The sequence below is a fragment of the Aquabacter sp. DMC10 genome (assembly GCF_056314145.1).
In genome coordinates this window covers 553,585-573,251 of the sequence record NZ_JBQUYX010000001.1, presented here as the reverse complement: position 1 = coordinate 573,251, position 19,667 = coordinate 553,585, and the positions used below count along the sequence as shown (strand labels likewise).

16 protein-coding genes are annotated in these 19,667 nt (G+C 68.1%); 7 read left to right on the top strand and 9 right to left on the bottom strand.

What is annotated here, in order from left to right; genetic code table 11:
* Window positions 1–55 precede the first annotated feature (55 nt).
* On the top strand, window positions 56–430 hold the full coding sequence (locus ACT54L_RS02645; protein ID WP_476083981.1) for a DUF423 domain-containing protein: 375 nt from the start codon (window positions 56–58) through the stop codon (window positions 428–430).
* Window positions 431–443: 13 nt separating this feature from the next.
* Here the strand turns inward: ACT54L_RS02645 and ACT54L_RS02640 are convergent, their stop codons facing one another.
* Window positions 444–668 carry a hypothetical protein gene (locus tag ACT54L_RS02640; protein ID WP_476083980.1) on the bottom strand — a complete coding sequence of 75 codons (225 nt, stop codon included), beginning with the start codon at window positions 666–668 and terminating at the stop codon, window positions 444–446.
* A 354-nt stretch (window positions 669–1,022) separates the two neighbouring features.
* Here ACT54L_RS02640 and ACT54L_RS02635 point away from each other — a divergent pair, with 354 nt between their 5' ends.
* Entirely contained in the window at window positions 1,023–2,267 is a 1,245-nt protein-coding gene (locus ACT54L_RS02635) for an ABC transporter substrate-binding protein (RefSeq protein WP_476083979.1), read from the top strand.
* A 678-nt stretch (window positions 2,268–2,945) separates the two neighbouring features.
* Window positions 2,946–3,713, top strand: coding sequence for an MOSC domain-containing protein (locus tag ACT54L_RS02630; protein ID WP_476083978.1), 768 nt, complete (start codon window positions 2,946–2,948; stop codon window positions 3,711–3,713).
* 155 nt (window positions 3,714–3,868) lie between these two features.
* Here the strand turns inward: ACT54L_RS02630 and ACT54L_RS02625 are convergent, their stop codons facing one another.
* Both ACT54L_RS02625 and ACT54L_RS02620 read right to left on the bottom strand, forming a co-directional pair.
* Window positions 3,869–4,837 (bottom strand): alpha/beta hydrolase, encoded by a 969-nt coding sequence (locus ACT54L_RS02625; protein ID WP_476083977.1) that lies wholly within the window; start codon window positions 4,835–4,837, stop codon window positions 3,869–3,871.
* Window positions 4,838–4,843: 6 nt separating this feature from the next.
* Complete coding sequence (locus ACT54L_RS02620) at window positions 4,844–5,056, bottom strand: Trm112 family protein (protein ID WP_476083976.1); 213 nt, start codon at window positions 5,054–5,056, stop codon at window positions 4,844–4,846.
* A gap of 903 nt (window positions 5,057–5,959) precedes the next feature.
* On the opposite strand from ACT54L_RS02620, the gene ACT54L_RS02615 reads away from it, so the two are divergent.
* Window positions 5,960–6,907, top strand: a complete 948-nt coding sequence (locus ACT54L_RS02615) for a DMT family transporter (RefSeq protein ID WP_476083975.1) — start codon at window positions 5,960–5,962, stop codon at window positions 6,905–6,907.
* 31 nt (window positions 6,908–6,938) lie between these two features.
* Here the strand turns inward: ACT54L_RS02615 and hisS are convergent, their stop codons facing one another.
* Window positions 6,939–8,477, bottom strand: coding sequence for a histidine--tRNA ligase (hisS, locus tag ACT54L_RS02610; RefSeq protein ID WP_476083974.1), 1,539 nt, complete (start codon window positions 8,475–8,477; stop codon window positions 6,939–6,941).
* Between the two features lie 448 nt (window positions 8,478–8,925).
* Between hisS and clpB the strand changes: the two genes are divergently transcribed.
* Complete coding sequence (gene clpB, locus ACT54L_RS02605; RefSeq protein ID WP_476083973.1) at window positions 8,926–11,559, top strand: ATP-dependent chaperone ClpB; 2,634 nt, start codon at window positions 8,926–8,928, stop codon at window positions 11,557–11,559.
* A gap of 293 nt (window positions 11,560–11,852) precedes the next feature.
* A complete protein-coding gene (locus ACT54L_RS02600) occupies window positions 11,853–12,215 on the top strand; it encodes a (2Fe-2S) ferredoxin domain-containing protein (protein WP_476083972.1) in 363 nt (120 codons plus the stop codon).
* A gap of 60 nt (window positions 12,216–12,275) precedes the next feature.
* Here the strand turns inward: ACT54L_RS02600 and leuB are convergent, their stop codons facing one another.
* The 4 genes from leuB to ACT54L_RS02580 form a co-directional block, all read right to left on the bottom strand.
* A complete protein-coding gene (leuB, locus tag ACT54L_RS02595; protein WP_476083971.1) occupies window positions 12,276–13,379 on the bottom strand; it encodes a 3-isopropylmalate dehydrogenase in 1,104 nt (367 codons plus the stop codon).
* A 133-nt stretch (window positions 13,380–13,512) separates the two neighbouring features.
* Window positions 13,513–14,406: an aromatic amino acid exporter YddG gene (yddG, locus tag ACT54L_RS02590; RefSeq protein ID WP_476083970.1), complete on the bottom strand. Its 894-nt coding sequence runs from the start codon at window positions 14,404–14,406 to the stop codon at window positions 13,513–13,515.
* A gap of 138 nt (window positions 14,407–14,544) precedes the next feature.
* Window positions 14,545–15,267: an acetoacetyl-CoA reductase gene (gene phbB / locus ACT54L_RS02585; protein ID WP_476083969.1), complete on the bottom strand. Its 723-nt coding sequence runs from the start codon at window positions 15,265–15,267 to the stop codon at window positions 14,545–14,547.
* A gap of 174 nt (window positions 15,268–15,441) precedes the next feature.
* A complete protein-coding gene (locus tag ACT54L_RS02580) occupies window positions 15,442–16,620 on the bottom strand; it encodes an acetyl-CoA C-acetyltransferase (protein WP_476083968.1) in 1,179 nt (392 codons plus the stop codon).
* Window positions 16,621–16,851: 231 nt separating this feature from the next.
* Here ACT54L_RS02580 and phaR point away from each other — a divergent pair, with 231 nt between their 5' ends.
* Window positions 16,852–17,448, top strand: a complete 597-nt coding sequence (gene phaR / locus ACT54L_RS02575) for a polyhydroxyalkanoate synthesis repressor PhaR (RefSeq protein ID WP_476083967.1) — start codon at window positions 16,852–16,854, stop codon at window positions 17,446–17,448.
* A gap of 249 nt (window positions 17,449–17,697) precedes the next feature.
* Here the strand turns inward: phaR and ACT54L_RS02570 are convergent, their stop codons facing one another.
* On the bottom strand, window positions 17,698–19,389 hold the full coding sequence (locus ACT54L_RS02570) for an EAL domain-containing protein (RefSeq protein WP_476083966.1): 1,692 nt from the start codon (window positions 19,387–19,389) through the stop codon (window positions 17,698–17,700).
* Window positions 19,390–19,667 lie beyond the last annotated feature (278 nt).

Below are 19,667 nucleotides of genomic sequence, written 5' to 3'. Positions count from 1 at the left end.
GGCTGCGCTATGACGCGGCAGCGCCCGTTCGGGCCGAACCGCTGGAGAGGGGAACATGTCGCCCTGGACACGCCTTGTCATCGCCCTCGCCGGCCTGTTCGGCGCCAGCGGCGTCGCCCTCGCGGCCATGTCCGCCCACGTCACCGGGGGCGCATCGCTCATGACGGCGGCGCAATTCCTGTTGTTCCACGCCGCGGCTTTGATGGGGATCATCGCCACGTGCGCGCGCCTCGGGCGAGGTCGGGCAACGCTTCTGGTGGGCGGGCTCGCCATCGCGCTCGGCACGATTCTATTCTCGGGCGACTTGGCGGCGCGAGCCTTGATGGGCGTCAAACTCTTCGGGGGTTCCGCGCCGTTTGGCGGGAGTCTCATGATCGTGGGCTGGCTGGACGTGGCCGTGGTGGGCCTTCTCGCCGCCCTGAAGGACTGATGTCGCGCGCCCCTCAGAGGGCGGCGCGCATCATGTCCAGCTTGGCGCGCAGCGCGATGAGGGCGCGGGCATCGTCGCCGAGATCGGCCATCAGGAAGTCGGCCAGGTCGTCCGCCTTTTCGGCCTGGAAGAAGGCGCGGGCTTCCTTCAGGGAGGTCACCTCGCATTCGCGGGCGCCCAGCACGATGCGAACCGGGGTGGCGGTTGTGGCAGGCATGATCCTGGAATACGAGCCCATCTGAGTTCCCTTTCCGATCCCTTTGCCGGTGTCGGGCGGCATGCCCTCCCGGCCCTGTCGTATGGCGCGCCAGGCACGCCTTCCGCTCAAAACAACGCGGCGGTATGGCTGTGGTTCCCGCAAGCAGAACCGATTGTTTACCCTGATGGGCGGCGTCCGTGCCGAAGACACGCGCGGGCGCAGCACTGACCTCCGTGCGGACACATGTCCGTGCAGAGGACATGCAATCTTCATATTTTTCAATGAATTGCGCTTGGCACGCCCGTTGCTGAACCAGAGCCACCCGTCGTGCGCCCGCCCCTCTCCCGGGCGGAGCGCGCGCCACAACAAGGGTGGACCCCAAGGAGGAAAGCCGTGACGTTTCCCACACATCTTCTGCGCCATCATCTTTTGCGACACGTGGGCGCCGCTGCCTGCGCACTCGCGCTTGGAAGCCTGCCGGCCGCCGCGCAGAACGCCGCCGACGGCAAGGTGGTGATCGGCGCCATCGTCGACATGACCGGCGTCTATTCCCGCCACGGCGGTCCCGGCATGGTCTCGGCCGTGCAGATGGCGGTGGAGGATTTCGGCGGCACGGTGAACGGCAAGCCCATCACGGTCGTCTCCGCCGACTACCAGAACAAGGTGGACGTGACCTCCGGCATCGCCCGGCGCTGGTTCGACAATGACGGCGTCGACATGGTCATCGAATCCACCGACAGCGCCTCGGCGCTGGCGCTGTTCCGCCTGGGCGACGAGAAGAAGCGCGTCATCATCGGCGCGGGCTCGGCCACCACGGCCCTCACCAATGCCGGCTGCATGCCCTATGGCATCCATTATGTGTACGACACCTATGCGCTGGCCACCGGCACCGGCTCGGCCATCGTGAAGGAGGGCGGCAAGAGCTGGTTCTTCATCACCGCCGACTATGCCTTCGGCCATGCGCTGGAGGCCGATACCAGCCGCGTGGTGCTGGCCGATGGCGGCAAGGTGCTGGGCAATGCCCGCGCGCCTCTGTCCACCACCGATTTCTCCTCCTTCCTGCTCCAGGCCCAGTCCTCCAAGGCGCAGGTGATCGGGCTGGCCAATGCGGGCGGCGACTTCGTCAATTCGGTGAAGCAGGCCAGCGAGTTCGGCATCACCCAGGCGGGGCAGTCGCTGGCCGCCATGCTGGTCTTCATCACCGACGTGAAGGCGCTGGGCCTGAAGGTGGCGCAGGGCCTGAAATTCACCACCGGCTTCTACTGGGACCGCGACGAGGAGAGCCGCGCCTTCTCCAAGAAGTATTACGCCCGCAACAATGCCCAGCCCTCCATGGTGCAGGCGGGCGCCTATTCGGCCACCCTGCATTATCTGAATGCCGTGAAGGCAGTGGGCTCGGAGGATGCGGCGAAGGTCTCGGAATGGATGAAGGCCAATCCGGTCAATGACTTCTTCGCCAAGAACGGCGTCATCCGGGCAGATGGCCGCATGGTGCACGACATGTATCTGGCCGAAGCCAAGGCGCCAGCGGAGTCGAAGAATGAGTGGGACCTGATGAAGATCCTGCGCACCATTCCCGGTAACGAGGCCTTCAAGCCGCTGGCGGACTCCACCTGCACGCTGGTGAAGAAGAGCTGACATCCGGCTGTTCTCCCGGGTTGGCCCTCCTTGGCCCCCTCCCTATCCCTCCCCCGCTTTGCGGGAGAGGGGACTTTGGTGCACTTGGCTGGGGCGGTGGCTCTGCTCTGCCCCGGCGTCGGCATCTCGGCCTCTCCCCAGCGGGACAGGCCCCCTCTCCCGCAAAGCGGGGGAGGGTGGGGGAGGGGGCAAGGACACAACGCCAACACCCTGCGCGCCCCTCTGACGCCCACAGCACCAACATCCCCGCCGATGGCGAGGGTGGAGGGATGCGGGAGCGGCCGGCGCGCGGCGGCGCGCCAGATTGGGTAGGGGTTAGACGTCGGAGCCTCGCTCCGTCCGCTCCCGCGCGGGGATTTATGGCCTCGGCCCTGCGCCGCGTGGGCCACAGGTTCTCCCATCAGCACCGGCCGAACCACTGCCGGATCGGTGCGCCTGGGCCTTCAGCCTCCTCTGCTAACGGTTCGGGGGGCGTTATTCCCCGTCCCGTCGGACACCCGCCCCCGGCACCACCCGTCAGGCCGCTCCGGACGCGCCCCTCCTTGGTGCCAGGTGGGACAACCATAACAGAGGTCCAAGACAATAGGAATATGGTCTAGGATATTTTTCTTAAAAACGGCTTGCCTTGACCGCACCTCCTGCCCGTGCGACCGGAGAGGCTCTGCCGAAGGAGCCGCCATGTCTGCCGCCAGCCTTGTCTCCATCCATCGCTATCCGGTGAAGGGCTTTTCCGCCGAGACCCTGACGGACGTGGAGCTGGAGGCCGGGCGCTTCTTTCCCGGCGATCGGCTCTATGCGGTGGAGAACGGCCCCAGCGGGTTCGATCCGCAAGCCCCCGCCTATAAGGACAAGACCGCCTTCCTGGTGCTGATGCGCAATGCCCGCATCGCCGCCCTGAAGACCCGGTTCGATCAAGACAGCCACGTCTTCAGCCTGAGCGGCGCGCAGGGCAGCGTTGCCGGCGACCTCCGCACAGCCGACGGCTGCGCCCAGGTGGAGGCCTTTCTCACCGCCTTCATGGGCGAGGCGGCGCGCGGGCCCCTGAAGGTGCTGGCCGCGCCCGAGGGCCATCGCTTCACCGACAGCCTGCGCTCCGGCTTCGTCTCGCTGGTCAATCTCGCCAGCGTGCGGGACCTGGAGGCGCGCATGTGCGCGCGGGTTGATCCCATCCGCTTCCGCATGAACTTGCATCTGGATGGCTGGGCGCCCGGCGCGGAGCTGGAGCTGGTGGGGCGGACGCTGGCCATCGGCCCGGTGCGGCTGAAGGTGCTGAAGCGCACCGAGCGCTGCGCCGCCACCTCGGTCAATCCCGACACCGCCGAGCGTGACCTGAACGTGGTGAAGGGCCTGCACATGGCCTATGGCCACACCGATTGCGGCATTTATGCCAAGGTGCTCACCGGCGGGCGCATCGCCCCTGGCGATGCCGTCGTCCTGGAGGATTGAGGGGGCGACAGCGACGCGCCGTCCCCGCCGTCAGGAGCGGGCTTGACCCGCGCCGCCACGCTCCTGCGCATGTGACCGATCGCGGGGAGGGCCGGGACGAGGCCCGGCCAGGACAGACGGCGGTGACGGCTTTGTCAGCGGCCCCGTTTACCCCCTCACACCGTGGCGGCGATGAAGCGCACCAGGGCCGGCAGAAGGCCGGGATGGAGCGGCGCCGCGGCATTGCGGTAGAGGGCGAAATTGCCCGCCCGCTCGGGCGGGGCGGCCTTGAACACATGGTTGGCCTCGGCCAGCTCCACCACGTCCGCATCGGGACGGCCGCGCCGCAGGGCGGACAGATCCGCCTGGCCCACCTGGAGGTCGCGCAGCCCCTGCACCAGCAAGGTGGGCGCCCGCACCCGGCCGATCTCCGCCGCCGGGTCCATGGCGCATTCGGAGGCGAGGAACCCCTGGACGGACGGCCGGAAGGCCATGTTGAGCGCGGGCGGCACATTGTCCACGCGCCCCCCCGCCGCCACCGTGCGCAGGATGGACAGCGCCCGCGCGAGCACCGCGTCCGGCAGGTTCATGGCCTCGAACTGCTCGGCAAGAACCGCGTCGAGCCGGCGCCCCGGCCCCGCCAGAAGCACCAGCCCATCCACCCGCACCCGCCCCGCCGCGCGGATGGCGACGCTTGCGCCCTCGCTGTGGCCCATGGCCAGCAGGCCGTCCACGTCGGGCCGGGCGGCAAGGGCGGTGAGCACCAGGGCCGCATCGTCCACATATTGGTCGAAGCGCAGATCTTCTTCCCGCTGCACCAGCGCCCGGCTTTCCCCGACGCCCCGCTTGTCATAGCGCAGCACCCGATAGCCGGCGCCCGCCAGGCCCTGGGCGATCTGGCGGTAGAGATCCGTGGCAAGGCCCGGGCCGTTGCCGTTGCGGTCGGTGGGGCCGGAGCCGGCGATGAGCAGCACCGCCGGCGAACTGCGCGGGCCGTTCCGCGCAAAGGACAAGGTGCCGGACAAGCCGCCCACCCGCCAGTTTTCCTCCACCACATCAAAGGCGGGGGCGGCGTCGAGGCGGCGGGAGGCGGTGAGCAGCAGCCCGCCCGCGGCAGCGGCGAGGACGGCGCGGCGGCTCAACATCACACGTCAGCCGTTCAGTTCGCTCTCGTCCAGGCGCCGGGCTTCATCCGCCAGCATGATCGGGATGCCGTCGCGGATGGGAAAGGCGAGCTTGGCGGCGCGAGACACCAGTTCCTGCCGGGTGCGGTCATAGGTGAGCGGCGCCTTGGTCAAAGGACAGACCAGGATTTCCAAAAGCTTGGGATCGACCTCGTGACCGGGCCGCTGCGGCTGCGTCATCGACAACTCCATGCCGGCGACGGGCTTTGCCATCGCGCGGTCTCGTCCGATCGGCTCTGTCGGCCGGTTGTTCCATAGGCCATCAATCTAGTGGCCGCGCGGGGCGAAATAAAGCCGGCCGGCCTTGGGCTTAAGGGGCGGAGGCGCAGATCGCGCCCGTGCCTGCCCCGCATCTTCCTGCTCCGCTCACGCCTGCGGGGGCTACTTTTCCTTGCGGCGCAAGGGCTTGTGGCAAAAGTGACACGGCCGGGTTTTTTCACTGGACGACCTGGAACCAAGGGCAGGCCCGCCCGTTTCTTGCTGTTGTCCTCCCGTCAGCCCGGGCGCCGGCTCCATGGGGGGCTCGTGCAAAGGCGGGCCTGCAAGGGGCTGAAACCACATGTGAAGAGGGGGGCATGCGCGCGCGCTAGGACCGGTGCGGGTAGAATAATTCATTGAAAATGTGAGATATTTTTCGTCCGGCCAGCTTGCGGCACGCGGGCGCGGGCCGTCCCTTCGTCCGCCGTGATGGCTCCCATTCCAGGGATTCATTTCCCCTTATGTCCCGCTGCCGCTAGAGCATTTCCGTGCGAAGCGGGTGCCGCTTCCGGTCAAGAAATGCATCGGAGCAACGCGTTAGATTGTCTCGGTGCTGCCATGAAACCCTGAGGCGATCCTGAGGCGGGGACGGGTGCCTCGGCATCCCGAGCCCCCGCGCCACCTGCTGCCCCACCTGCCGCCCCACCTGCCGTGCCGCATCCTTGGGGCGCGGCGGGCGTAAGAGATCCACCCGGGGGGCGCCCGCCGCCCGGTCAAGACAGAGGGCGCGGTCCATCGCGCCCCGGCGTCCGGCGTGGGCAAGCCGCCCCCGCTTCGGACGGTCCCGCCTTCAAGGCGGGGGGAGGTCGGGCGGCGGATGGTTCCATGTCTGCGTCTTCCCTTCCGCCCGCATCCCCGCCTTCATCAGCCAAAGCTGGCCGGTCGACCGTCGCCCTCGGCCTGCTGTTGGGGCTCGCGGGCGTGACCCTATTCGGCGTCACCGTTCCCGCCACCCGCTATGCGGTGCACTGGCTGGACCCCGCCTTCCTCACTTTCGCCAGGGCCACGCTCGCCGGGCTTCTGGGCGTCTCCATCCTGGTGATGCGCGGGGTGCGATGGCCGCACACGCGCGGCGCCCGCTTTCGCGACATCGTGGTGGTGGCCGCCTGCCTCGTCTTCGGCTTTCCGCTGCTGATGGCCTACGGCAGCCTCACCGTGCCGTCCTCGCATGCGGGCGTGGTGCTCGCCATCCTGCCGCTGATGACCACGCTCGCCGCCATGCTGGTGGCCGGCGAGCGGCCGACGCCGGCCTTCCTCGGCATCAGCGCGCTGGGCTGCGGCCTTGTCATGGCGTTCGCCCTGCGCAATGGAGCGGCGGCCGCGCTCGGGTGGGGCGACAGCCTGCTGGCGATCGCCGCCATCATCTGCGCCCTGGGCTATGCGGTGTCGGGGCGCCTGTCGCGCCACATGCCCGGCTGGGAGGTGATCTGCTGGGTGGTGGCGGTGTCGCTGGTGGTGACCGTGCCCGGCATGTTCCTCACCGCGCCCTATGGCCATTTCGACGCCGTGCCGACCTCAGCCTGGGTGGCGCTCGTCTATGTGGGGGCGGTCAGCCAGTTCTTCGCCTTCTTCTTCTGGAACAAGGGCATGGCGCTGGGCGGCATCGCCCGCGTCGGGCAGGTGCAGCTGATGCAGACCTTCCTGATCGTGGTCTTCTCCTGGCCCATCAATGGCGAGGCGCCGGACCTGGAGACCTATCTCTTCATGGGCCTCGTCATCGCCGTGGTGGCGCTCGGCCAGAAGGCCAAGGTGAAGGGCACCGCGCCGGGGTGAGGGTAGGCGGCCTGGGCCGCCTGGCGCTTTCTCAGTCGTCGAGGCCCAGCGTCGGGGCGGCCCGGCGTTCCAGGATGCCGCGAATGGCGTCCACCAGCTCGCTTTCCTTCACCGCGAACTGGGCGGGGCGGGCGGCGCGGTATTCGGCATTGTCGGCGATGGAGGCGGCGATCCTGGCGCCCTCCACCAGATCCTTGATCTGGACCTCGCCGGCCTCCTTCTCGTTGGAGCCCTGGATGATGACGGCCGGGGCGCCACGCCGGTCGGCATATTTCATCTGCGCCTTCATGCCGGCACCGCCCAGATACATTTCCGCGCGGATGCCGTTGGCGCGCAGGTCCGACACCATCTTCATATAGTCGGCGATGCGGGCGGGCTCCTTGTCCATGGCGAGCACCACCACGGGGCCGACTTGGGCGTCCGTGTCCATCTTGCCCAGGTGGGCGAGGGCGTGCAGCAGGCGGGAGACGCCGATGGAAAAGCCCGTGGCCGGCACCGGCTCGCCGCGGAAGCGCGCCACCAGCCCGTCATAGCGCCCGCCGCCGGCCACCGAGCCGAAGCGGACTGCTAGACCATACTCGTCCTGGACCTTGAAGGTGAGTTCGGCCTCATAGACGGGGCCGGTATAATATTCGAGGCCGCGCACCACCGAGGGGTCGATTTGGATGCGGTCTTCTCCGTAACCAGCGGCTCGGCACAGTTGAGCTATCTGCCGCAGCTCGCGAACACCTGCGGACGCAGTCTCATTATCGGAAAAATCCCGTTCGAGCTGATCTAGCCAGCTAGTCTCGGAAACGGTGACAGGGTCCTCGTTCATCGGCTTGGGCGTACCCACGAGAATAGTCTTTTGAATAGCCAGAATCTGCGGACCGTCGAGCCGTGCCCCCTTCGTGAAGTCCCCGGAGTTGTCGAGGCGACCCTCGCCAAGCAGTTGAGAGACACCCGTAACGCCGATCTTGTCCAGCTTGTCGATGGCCCGCAGCACGGTCAGCCGCCGCCCGGCATTCTCAGCCCCGCCGAGGCCGATGGCCTCCAGCACGCCGTCCAGAACCTTGCGGTTGTTGACCTTGATGACATAGTCGCCGCGCGCGATGCCCACCGCCTCCAGCGTGTCGGCGGCCATCATGCAGATTTCCGCGTCGGCGGCGACCGAAGGGGCGCCCACCGTGTCGGCGTCGAACTGCATGAACTGGCGGAAGCGGCCAGGGCCGGGCTTCTCGTTGCGGAACACATAGCCCGCGCGATAGGAGCGATAGGGCTTGGGCAGCTTCTCGAAATGCTCGGCCACATGGCGCGCCAGCGGCGCGGTGAGGTCGTAGCGCAGCGAGAGCCACTGCTCGTCATCGTCCTGGAACGAGAACACGCCCTCGTTCGGCCGGTCCTGGTCGGGCAGGAACTTGCCGAGCGCGTCGGTATATTCGATGGCCGGGGTCTCCAGCGCCTCGAAGCCATAGAGCTCATAGACGGCGCGGATCTTCTCCAGCATGGCGCGGGTGGCCGAAAGCTCGGCGCCGTGGCGGTCCACGAGACCGCGCGGGAGACGTGCCTTGGGTTTGGTGTCGCTGGCCATGGGAGGACTCTTCAAGAAGGGGCGCCGCCGAGCCGCGCCCGCGCGCAAAAGGGTTGCCGCGTCTTAGAGGACGATGGCCTCAGCGGCAAGTTTGGGGGGAAGGCAGGGGCAGACAGGCGGCGTGCCGAGCGGACCTCAAGGGACCGCGCCGAGGGTGGGGGACGTCGGCAGCGCTCCCGCTTCCGCCCGGCACGCGCCATGTTTTGCCACGACCTGATGGCCGGCAAACTGATCCGCATCAAAGCGCCCGGATGCAATGACGCAAAAATTGGCAGCGCACGCCAAAGGCCCCCCTTCCGCTCCGGTGGGGCCACACCCACATGAGCCACAGCGGCGGCGCACGTGATCCCTCACGGCGTCATCGCTGCGGCGGCCGGGAACCGGCGCCGCATCCCAACGTCGTCCCGTGCTCAATGGAGGCGGGATTGGCGGCGAGGAGGAGAACAGAATGAATTTTGAAATCTATACCGAGCGCGCCCGCGGCTTCGTGCAGTCGGCCCAGTCGCTCGCCGTGCGCGAAGGCAACCAGCAGTTCGTGCCCGAGCATCTGCTGAAGGTGCTGCTCGACGACCCCGAAGGCCTGTGCTCGGGCCTCATCCAGCGCGCCGGTGGCAATTCCACCCAGGTCCGCGCGGAAGTGGAAGCCGCGCTCAAGAAGCTGCCCAAGGTGCAGGGCGGCACGGGGCAGGTCTATCTCAGCCAGCCGCTCGCCCGCGTGTTCGAGGCCGCCGAACAGGCCGCCAAGAAGGCGGGTGATGGCTATGTCACGGTGGAGCGTTTGCTGCTCGCCCTCGCCATCGAGAAGGAGAGCGAGGCGGGCAAGATTTTGGCGCGCGCCGGCGTGACGCCGCAGAATCTCAACACCGCCATCGAGGCGCTGCGCAAGGGCCGCACCGCGGACACCCCCACCGCGGAAAACGCCTATGACGCGCTGAAAAAGTATGCCCGCGACCTGACCCAGGCGGCGCGCGACGGCAAGCTCGACCCGGTCATCGGCCGCGACGAGGAGATCCGGCGCACCATCCAGGTGCTGGCGCGGCGCACCAAGAACAATCCCGTGCTCATCGGCGAGCCCGGCGTCGGCAAGACCGCCATCGTGGAGGGCCTCGCCCGCCGCATCGTGGACGGCGACGTGCCCGAGAGCCTGAAGAATAAGAGCCTTCTGGCGCTCGACATGGGCTCGCTCATTGCCGGCGCGAAGTATCGCGGCGAGTTCGAGGAGCGGTTGAAGTCCATCCTGTCCGAGGTTGAGGCGGCCGAGGGCGGCATCATCCTGTTCATCGACGAGATGCACACGCTGGTGGGCGCCGGCAAGACCGATGGCGCCATGGATGCGTCCAACCTGCTGAAGCCCGCGCTTGCCCGAGGCGAGCTGCACTGCGTCGGCGCCACCACGCTGGACGAGTATCGCAAGCATGTGGAGAAGGACGCGGCGCTGGCCCGTCGCTTCCAGCCCGTCTTCGTCTCCGAGCCCACGGTGGAGGACACGGTCTCCATCCTGCGCGGCCTGAAGGAGAAGTATGAGCTGCATCACGGTGTGCGCATCACGGACAGCGCGCTGGTGGCGGCCGCGACCCTCTCCAACCGCTACATCACCGACCGTTTCCTGCCCGACAAGGCCATCGACCTGGTGGACGAGGCGGCCTCGCGCCTGCGCATGCAGGTGGACAGCAAGCCGGAGGCCCTGGACAATCTCGACCGCGAGATCGTGCGGCTGAAGATCGAGCAGGAGGCCCTGAAGAAGGAGACCGACATCGCCTCCAAGGACCGCCTGAAGAAGCTCGAAAAGGAGCTGGCGGAGCTGGAGGAGCGCGCGGCCGTGCTCACCTCCAACTGGAAGGCGGAGAAGGAGAAGCTCTCCGAGGCCACGACGCTCAAGGCCAAGCTCGACCAGGCCCGCGCCGACCTGACCATCGCGCAGCGCCAGGGCGAGTACCAGAAGGCGGGCGAACTGACCTATTCGGTCATCCCCGAGCTGGAGCGGCGTCTCGCCGAGATCGAGGCCACCGGCAATTCCGGCACGGCCCAGGAAGCCGTCACCCCCGATCACATTGCGGGCGTCGTCTCGCGCTGGACCGGCGTGCCGGTGGACAAGATGCTGGAGGGCGAGCGCGAGAAGCTGCTCAAGATGGAGCTGGAGCTGGCCAAGCGCGTCATCGGCCAGAACGAGGCGGTCACTGCCGTCTCCACCGCCGTGCGGCGCGCACGGGCGGGCCTGCAGGATCCGAACCGTCCCATCGGTTCCTTCCTGTTCCTGGGTCCGACCGGCGTCGGCAAGACCGAGCTGACCAAGGCGCTCGCCGAATATCTGTTCGACGACGAGACCGCCATGGTGCGCATCGACATGTCGGAATACATGGAGAAGCATTCGGTGAGCCGGCTCATCGGCGCCCCTCCCGGCTATGTGGGCTATGACGAGGGCGGTGCGCTCACCGAAGCCGTGCGGCGCCGGCCCTATCAGGTGGTGCTGTTCGACGAGGTGGAGAAGGCCCATCCGGACGTCTTCAACGTGCTGCTCCAGGTGCTCGATGACGGGCGCCTGACCGACGGCCAGGGACGCACGGTGGACTTCCGCAACGTGCTGATCATCATGACCTCGAACCTCGGCGCCGAGTTCCTTGCCGATCCCCGCCAGCCGGTGGGCTTCGGCCTGCCCGGCCACGAGACCGAGAAGGTGGTGTCGGACGACGAGGCCTATGAACTGGTGATGGGGGCCGTGCGGCGTCACTTCCGCCCGGAATTCATCAACCGGATCGACGAGATCGTCATGTTCCACCGGCTGAAGCGCGAGCAGATGGGCGCCATCGTGGATGTCCAGTTGAAGCGCCTCGCCAAGCTGCTGGAGGATCGCAAGATCGTCCTGGACCTCACCCCGGAGGCGCGGACCTTCCTCGCCGACAAGGGCTACGACCCGGCCTATGGCGCCCGCCCGCTGAAGCGGACGATCCAGAAGCTGGTGCAGGACCCGCTGGCCGAGAAGATCCTCGGCGGCGAGATCCTGGACGGGGCCCGGGTGAAGGTGGGCGTCGAAGGCGGCCACCTGACCTTCGCCCCCGAGGCGCCGGTCAGTCAGGCGGCCTGAGGCTTCGGGTCTTTCGCCAATACGGGGCGGGTGCGGCGTGGGCCGCGCCCGCCCTTTTTGTTGCGGGGCTGTCGGCTTCCGGCCAATGCGGCGCGGAAAGGACGGTCGGAGGGGAGGCGCGGCCTTCCCCAAATTGCGCCGTCATGCCCGGGCTCGTCCCGGGCATCCACGCCTAACCGCTTGGCAGATCGACTGAAATTGAGCAGGGGCATGCGGCCGTGCCCGGTCTCTGGCACCGACGGCACGGACTTTGAAAGGTTCCAACCTTGTCCATTGGAACCCGAGGCCCGTCCATGACCCAGTCCCCCGCCGAAGCGCCCCTGTCGCCCGCCGACATTCCCCAGGTCTTCAAGCACCACGTCTTCGCCTGCTTCCAGCAGCGACCGGAGGGCCATCCGCGCGGCAGTTGCGCGGCGGCGGGGGGCAAGGTGCTGTGGGAGCATCTGGGCCGGCGCATGGAGGCCACCGGCCAGCGCGACATCGCCATGGCGGCCACCGGGTGCCTGGGCTTCTGCCAGGCGGGGCCGCTGATGGTGGTCTATCCGGCGGGCGTCTGGTACCGGCCGCGCACGGTGGAGGACATTGACGAGATCGTCACGTCGCACCTGGTGGGCGGCACGCTGGTGGAGCGGCTGGTGGTGGTGCCGCGCATCTGAAAACGCAAACGGCCGGGGCAAGGCCCCGGCCGTCGCGGTCTCTCGAAGGACGGCGAAGGCTCAGGCCTTCAGCGCCTCGATGATGGCGGAGCCCATCTCTTCCGTGCCGATGACGGTGGAGCCTTCGGTGCGGATGTCGGCGGTGCGCTTGCCGTCGGCGAGCACCTGGGCGATGGCTGCCTCGATGCGATCGGCGACATCGCCCTGGCCGAAGGAATAGCGCAGCGCCATGGCCAGCGAGCCGATCATGGCGATGGGGTTGGCGAGGCCCTTGCCGGCAATGTCCGGGGCCGAGCCATGCACGGGCTCATAGAGCGCCGCACGCTTGCCGGTGGTCTCGTCCACAGCGCCCAGAGAAGCGGAGGGCAGCATGCCCAGCGAGCCGGTGAGCATGGCGGCGATGTCGGAGAGGATGTCGCCGAACAGATTGTCGGTGACGATCACGTCGAACTGCTTGGGCCAGCGCACCAGCTGCATGGCCAGCGAGTCGGCGAGGTTATGCTCCAGCTCCACGTCCGCATAATCGCGGGCGTGCAGGGCGGTGATGACTTCCTTCCAGAGCACGCCGGAGCGCATCACATTGTGCTTCTCGGAGGAGGTCACCTTGTTGCGGCGGGTGCGGGCCAGCTCGAAGGCGACGCGGCCGATGCGCTCGATCTCGTAGGTGTCATAGACCTGGGTGTCGATGGCGCGCTTCTGGCCATTGCCGAGGTCGGTGATGGTCTTGGGCTCGCCGAAATAGACGCCGCCGGTCAGCTCGCGCACGATCAGGATGTCGAGGCCCTCGACCACTTCGCGCTTCAGCGAAGAAGAGTCCGCGAGCGCGGGATAGCACAAAGCCGGGCGCAGATTGGCGAACAGGGCCAGGTCCTTGCGCAGGCGCAGCAGGCCCGCCTCGGGGCGCGCCTCATAAGGCACGTTCGCCCACTTCGGGCCGCCCACGGCGCCGAGCAGCACCGCATCGGCGGCCTTGGCCTTGTCCATGGCGGCTTCGGAGATGGCGGCGCCATGGGCGTCATAGGCGCAGCCGCCCACCAGGTCCTCTTCCACCGCGAAGGAGGCAAGGCCGAGGCTCTCCAGGGCGGCGATGACGCGCTTCACCTGCGCCATGACTTCCGGGCCGATGCCGTCGCCGGGGAGAAGAAGGAGCTTGTGCGTGGCCATGGGCATGTTCCTGTGTGGCGGCGTTTCGCTGAACTGCGGCGCGCCTTGGTGCGGGCCGTGGAAAAGGCCCGGATGGGATTGGCGCGGCGAGTGCTAATACCTCGCGCCGCCGCTGACAAGCGCGCGTTGGCGCTCAGGCATTTTGTCGACCAGAGCGGGAGGCCAGAGCCGCCCCACCCACGATGAGGGCGCAGGCGAGCGCCAGGGTCCAATGGGCCGGGGCAAAGCCGGCCAGCACCAGCAGCAAGGTGGAGAGCACCGGCGCCGCATAGGAGGCGACGCCGAGAAAGCGGATGTCGCCGCGCTTCATGCCGATGTCCCAGGCATAGAAGGCCGCCCCCACGGGGCCGATGCCCAGCGCCAGCACGGCGATCCATTCGCCCATGCCCGCCGGCCAGATGGCGGGCTCGGTGAGAAGGTGGCAGGCGAAGGCCAGCACGGCGGTGCCGAGGCAGAAGCCCGCCACCGCCTCGGTGGGCACATCGCCGAAGCGGCGGGAGGCCACCGAATAGAGCGACCAGATGAAGGCGCAGGCGAGGGCGGCCAGATAGCCCGGCGCATAGCGCATCTCGAAGCCGGAAAGCCCGCCCTTGCCCAGCAGCAGCACCACCGTGCCGACGAGCCCGAGCAGCGCGCCGGCAATGTGCCCGGCCTTCAAACCCCCGCCCGGCAAGGCGGCGGAGAAGAGCACGATGAGGAGCGGCCAGAGATAGGCAATGAGCCCGGCTTCCGCCGGCGGGGCGAGCTTGAGGGCCGTGAAATAGAAGAAGTGGTAGCCGAACAGGCCGCCAATGCCGTGGATCCAGGCCGCCGGCCGCTGCCGCAGCACGGACAGCCCCGGCCCGCGCAGCGCCGCGATGAGCCCGACCGCGCCGCCGACCCCGAAGGTGAGGGCGGTCAAAAGGAAGGGCGGCACCTTGCCTGTGGAGGCGGTGGAGAGCGCCAGCGTCGCCCAGAGCAGAATGGCCACAAGGCCGATGCGGGTGGCGGCGCGGGAGGAGCGGGGGGCGGCGGTGGGGGCGGTCATTGCCGGATCGTCCATGGGGCGGGGCCGGACGCTGCGGCCCGAACGAAATCGGCCGGCCCGAGGGGCCGGCCGATCACTGATAGCCGATTCTGGCGGAAATGGCGGTGGATGCCCGCCACGCCGATCCGGCGATACCGCTCAGGTGATGTACTGGGCGCCGTTGGCGGTGAGGGTCGAGCCGGTGATGAAGCCGGCATCGTCGCCCACCAGGAACTTCACGCAGCGCGCAATGTCCTCCGGCTCGCCGAGGCGGCCGACGGGGATGGTGGCGATGATCTTCTTCAGCACGTCCTCGGGCACCGCGCGCACCATTTCGGTGGCGATGTAGCCGGGGGCGATGGCGTTCACGGTGATGCCCAGCGCCGCGCTTTCCTGCGCCAGCGCCTTCACGAAGCCGATCTCGCCCGCCTTGGCGGCGGAATAATTGGTCTGGCCGAACTGGCCCTTCTGACCGTTGATGGACGAGATGCACACGATGCGCCCGAACTTGCGCGCCCGCATGCCCTCGATCACGTTCCGGCACATGTTGAAGGCGGAGCTCAGGTTGGTGTTGATGACCGCGTTCCACTGCTCCAGCGTCATGCGGTGCAGGGTGGCGTCGCGGGTGATGCCCGCATTGTTCACCAGCACTTCGACGGGGCCGAGCTCGGCTTCCACCTGGGCGATGCCCGCCTTGCAGGCCTCGAAGTCGGACACGTCCCACTTGAAGACGGGAATGCCGGTCTTCTCCTTGAAGGCGGCGGCAGCGGCGTCATTGCCCGCATAATTGGCCGCCACATTATATCCGGCGTCCTTCAGCATCACGGAAATGGCTTCGCCGATTCCGCGCGTTCCGCCGGTCACCAACGCTACACGCCCCATCTGACCCTCCCTGCCGTCTTGGCTCTGCCCTCGCCGAAGACGCGCAATCCACGCTCCGGGGATGTGGCCATCCCCGGATCGCTTCTACGAAACGCCCCGGCGAGGTTCGAGCGCGTTTGGCGCGTCGTGCTGACGCGCAACCAAAGTCGAGCGGATCAATCCCGCTCGACGCAATCAGTCCCGCTCGACGCACATGGCGATGCCCATGCCGCCGCCGATGCACAGCGTGGCGAGGCCCTTCTTGGCGTCGCGCTTCTGCATTTCATGCAGCAGGGTCACCAGGATGCGGGTGCCGGAGGCGCCGATGGGATGGCCGATGGCGATGGCGCCGCCGTTCACGTTGACCTTGGAGGTGTCCCAGCCGAGGTCCTTGTTCACGGCCAGCGCCTGGGCGGCGAAGGCCTCGTTGGCCTCGATCAGGTCCAGGTCGTCCACGCTCCAGCCGGCCTTTTCCAGGGCGGCGCGGGAGGCGGGGATGGGGCCGGTGCCCATGATGGAGGGATCGACGCCGGCCTGGGCCCAGGAGACGATGCGCGCCAGCGGGGTCTTGCCCTCGGCGGCGGCGCGGCTGGCGCTCATGAGCACCACGGCGGCGGCGCCGTCATTGATGCCCGAGGCGTTGCCGGCAGTGACGGAGCCGTCCTTGGAGAAGGCGGGCTTCAGCTTGGCCATGGCGTCGATGGTGGCGCCGTGGCGGATATATTCGTCCTGGTCCACCACCACGTCGCCCTTGCGGGTGGAGATGGTGACGGGGACGATCTCGTCCTTGAACTTGCCGGCCTTCTGGGCCTCTTCGGCCTTGTTCTGGGAGGCCACCGCGAAGGCGTCCTGCTCGTCGCGGGTGATCTGGAACTGGCGGGCCACGTTCTCGGCGGTGACGCCCATGTGGTAGCCGTTGAAGGCATCCCACAGGCCGTCCTTGATCATGGTGTCGGTGAATTCCAAATTGCCCATGCGCTGGCCGTTGCGCAGGTGGGCGGCATGGGCGGACAGGCTCATGGATTCCTGGCCGCCAGCCACGACCACATCGCTGTCGCCGGTCTGGATGGCCTGGAAGCCCAGCGCCACGGAGCGCAGGCCCGAGCCGCACACCTGGTTGATTTCCCAAGCCGGGCTCTCGATCGGGATGCCAGCGGCCATGGAGGCCTGGCGGCCGGGATTCTGGCCCTGGGCGGCGGTGAGCACCTGGCCCAGAATGACTTCGCTGACTGCATCGGGAGCAACGCCCGCCCGCTCCAGGGCCGCCTTGATGGCGATGGCGCCGAGCGCATGGGCCGGCAGGGTGGACAGGGCTCCGTTGAACGAACCCACCGGGGTACGGGCAGCCCCGACGATGACGACGTCGTCCTTCATGGTGATCTCCTGCGGGCGGGCGGCTGATATCGTGCGCCGCACTCGTTGAGGCGCATGGTTGGTTGGTGAGCCCGGCCCTGTCAATGACCCATGTCAACGACTGGTGCATGACGGCGGCTTGACCATGTGAGGTTGCAGGGCACCGGATGCACATGCACTGCACAAAAGGGTAGCTCTGTGCCTGGAAACCCCCTAACCTGACCTGAACCCAAGGAAACGGATGACCGGACAATGGCCAAGACGCAAGAGCCAGTCACCATCAAGAAATACGCCAATCGCCGGCTCTACAATACCGGCACCAGCACTTACGTGACGCTGGAAGACTTGGCCACGATGGTCAAGGAAGGCGAGGACTTCGTTGTCTTTGACGCGAAGAATGGTGACGATATTACTCATTCTGTGCTGACGCAGATCATCTTCGAGCAGGAGAACAAGGGGCAGAATCTGCTTCCCATTGCTTTCCTCCGGCAGATCATCCGCTTCTATGGCGACAGCATGCAGATGATGGTCCCGCGCTACCTGGAAATGTCCATCGACAGCTTCACCAAGGAGCAGGAAAAGTTCCGCGACCAGGTGGCCAAGACCCTGACCGGAACCCCCCTTGGCGGCTTCGACGACCATGTGCGCCGGAACATGGAAATGTTCGAGCGCGCCTTCAACATCTTCCTGCCCTTCCCCAAGGGCGAGGGCGAGGCCGCGACCCCTGGGACGCCGGCCACTCCCGCACCCGCTGCCACGCCCACGGACGATCTGGAGGCGCTCAAGCGCCAGATGGCCGACATGCAGCAGAAGCTGGAAAAGCTGGTCTCCAAGCCGGACGGTCAGTGACACCCGGCTGACCTTGGCGGATGTGACCGGAGCCGCATCTGGCTCCGGTTGTCGCCGATGACCGGAGCCGCGGGGCGGCGCCAATTGCTGGTGTGGACCGGAGCCGCGGGGCGGCGCCAATTGCTGGTGCGGACCGGAGCCGCGGGGCGGGGCCGGTGGGGTTTGAGGCCGTGGCCTTGGGCCACGTGGCGCCTCGCGCACCGCAGGCCCGCCCTCTCCCGCGCCCGGCCACCTCGGCCGGGACGGCCGTCACCCTTCCGCGTCCAATCTCCGGGCCGGATCGCTTTCCAGCGGCCGCGCAAGGCCGGTGAGCGCGCCCTGGATATAGTGGCAGCCGGCGCTGGCCAGCAAATGGGCGGTGCGCTCGTTCTGAACCCATTCCGCCACGCAGGTGATGCCCAATTGGCGGGAGAGGTGAATCATCGCCTCCACGAAGGTCCGGTCGTCGGGCGAGCGGGCCATGTGCATGACGAAGCTGCCGTCGATCTTCACCATGTCCACGCCCAGGCCGCGCAGGTTGCGGAACGAGGTGAAGCCGGCGCCGAAATCGTCCATGGCCACCCGCGCGCCCACCCGATGCGCCTCGGCCACGAAGTCGCGGGCGGCCTCGAAATCGTGCACCGCGGCCGATTCGGTCACCTCCAGGATGAGCCGCGCGGCGATGTCCGGGGTCACCTCCCGCGCGAACAGATCGTGCCAGGCCTGGTCCGCCAGGGAGGAGGGCGACACATTGGCTGAGAGCGTCAGCTCGGGATCGCGCCGCATGGCGGCGGTCACCAGGCGCAGGATCTTACGGTCGAACACGCCCATCAGGCCGAGCTTCTCCGCCTCCTCCACGATTCGCCCGGTGGCCCGGGTCTGAAGCCCCGGCGCCGGCAGGATGCGCGCGAGCGCCTCGTGGAAGACCGGCACGCGGGTCAGCGTGTCCGCCACCGGTTGGATGGCGAGCTGGATGCGGTCTTCCTCCAGCGCCCGCATGATCTCGTCGGCGAGGCGGACATTGCGCTGGCGTCGCATTTCGCTCGGCGAATGGGGGGCGCAGACCACCACCGACCCGTGCTCGCGGCGGCGGGCCATGTCGAGGGCTTCCTGCGCCCGGGCCATCACTTCCCCGGCCGTGGAGCGCTGCGCCGGCATGGCCACGGCCCCCACCGTCACGGACACGGGGATGGGGCCGGCGCTGGTGAAGACGGGCGCGCGGCGGATTTCGGCAATGAGGGCGGTGGCGTGATGGGTCAGCTCCGCCGCCGGCACGTCCGCCGCCAGCAGTGCGAACTTGTTGCCGGAGAAGCGGGCGACCACGTCGCCGATCCGTGCCGTCAGCCGCAGGCGGTCGGCCATGTGGGCGATGATCTCGTCGGCCACCGCAAATCCGAACGTGTCGTTCACCCGGCCGAGATGATCGATGCCCACCAGGAACAGCGCCCAGTCCCCCCGCGGGGATGCGCCCGTCGCCCGGCGGTGGGCCTCCGCCGCGAGCCGCTGGTCCAGAATGTCCATCAGGCGGCTGCGGGTGGGCAGGCCGGTCAGGGCATCCATGTGCCCGACAAAGGGGGCGTGAAGCGGCACTTCCGCCGGGGCCAGCACGTGGAGGGTGCCCGCCGCCACCGACGGCCGGCCGTTCGGCCCGGCGAACCAGCGGCCGGAATGGGACACCCACAGGAGGCGGGCGGCATCCGCCTGCAATTGAAACGAGGAGGCGTAGGGCACGCCGTTCCCGGTGTCCGCGTCGCCCCGGGCGAGCACCGCCCGCAGGCTGCCGGGGATGGCCGGGTCGAGCCGGCTCTGGGCCAGGAAGGCGGAGCCGGTCGCGAACCGGGCGGCGGCTCCTGCGCCGAGCACGGTCTCCACATTGGCCGTCCAGGCCAGGGCGTCGGACTCGATGCACCAGCGGTAGCCCACGCAGCCGGCGGCGGTGAGCAGGCCGAGGGCGTCGTCCACGGCGGGCTGAGGCGCAAGATTTAGGGGAGCGGGCGGGGGCGTGGTGGACGCGGCCGGCGTCTGCGGCGCGACCGGCCTTGGGTCCGCCTCCGGTCCCGGACCCGGTCGGGTCCGCCCATTGCCGCGCTTCTGGCTCACTCGACGTCCCGCACGTTCTAAGGCCGTGTCTTCTCGGCGGCGACACTGCCCGATCCTTGCGGACCGACACGGATCGATGGTTCGCCCTTGCGCCTAAGATGAGGGGCCGGGCGCCGCATTGCAAATCCGATTGTGGACAG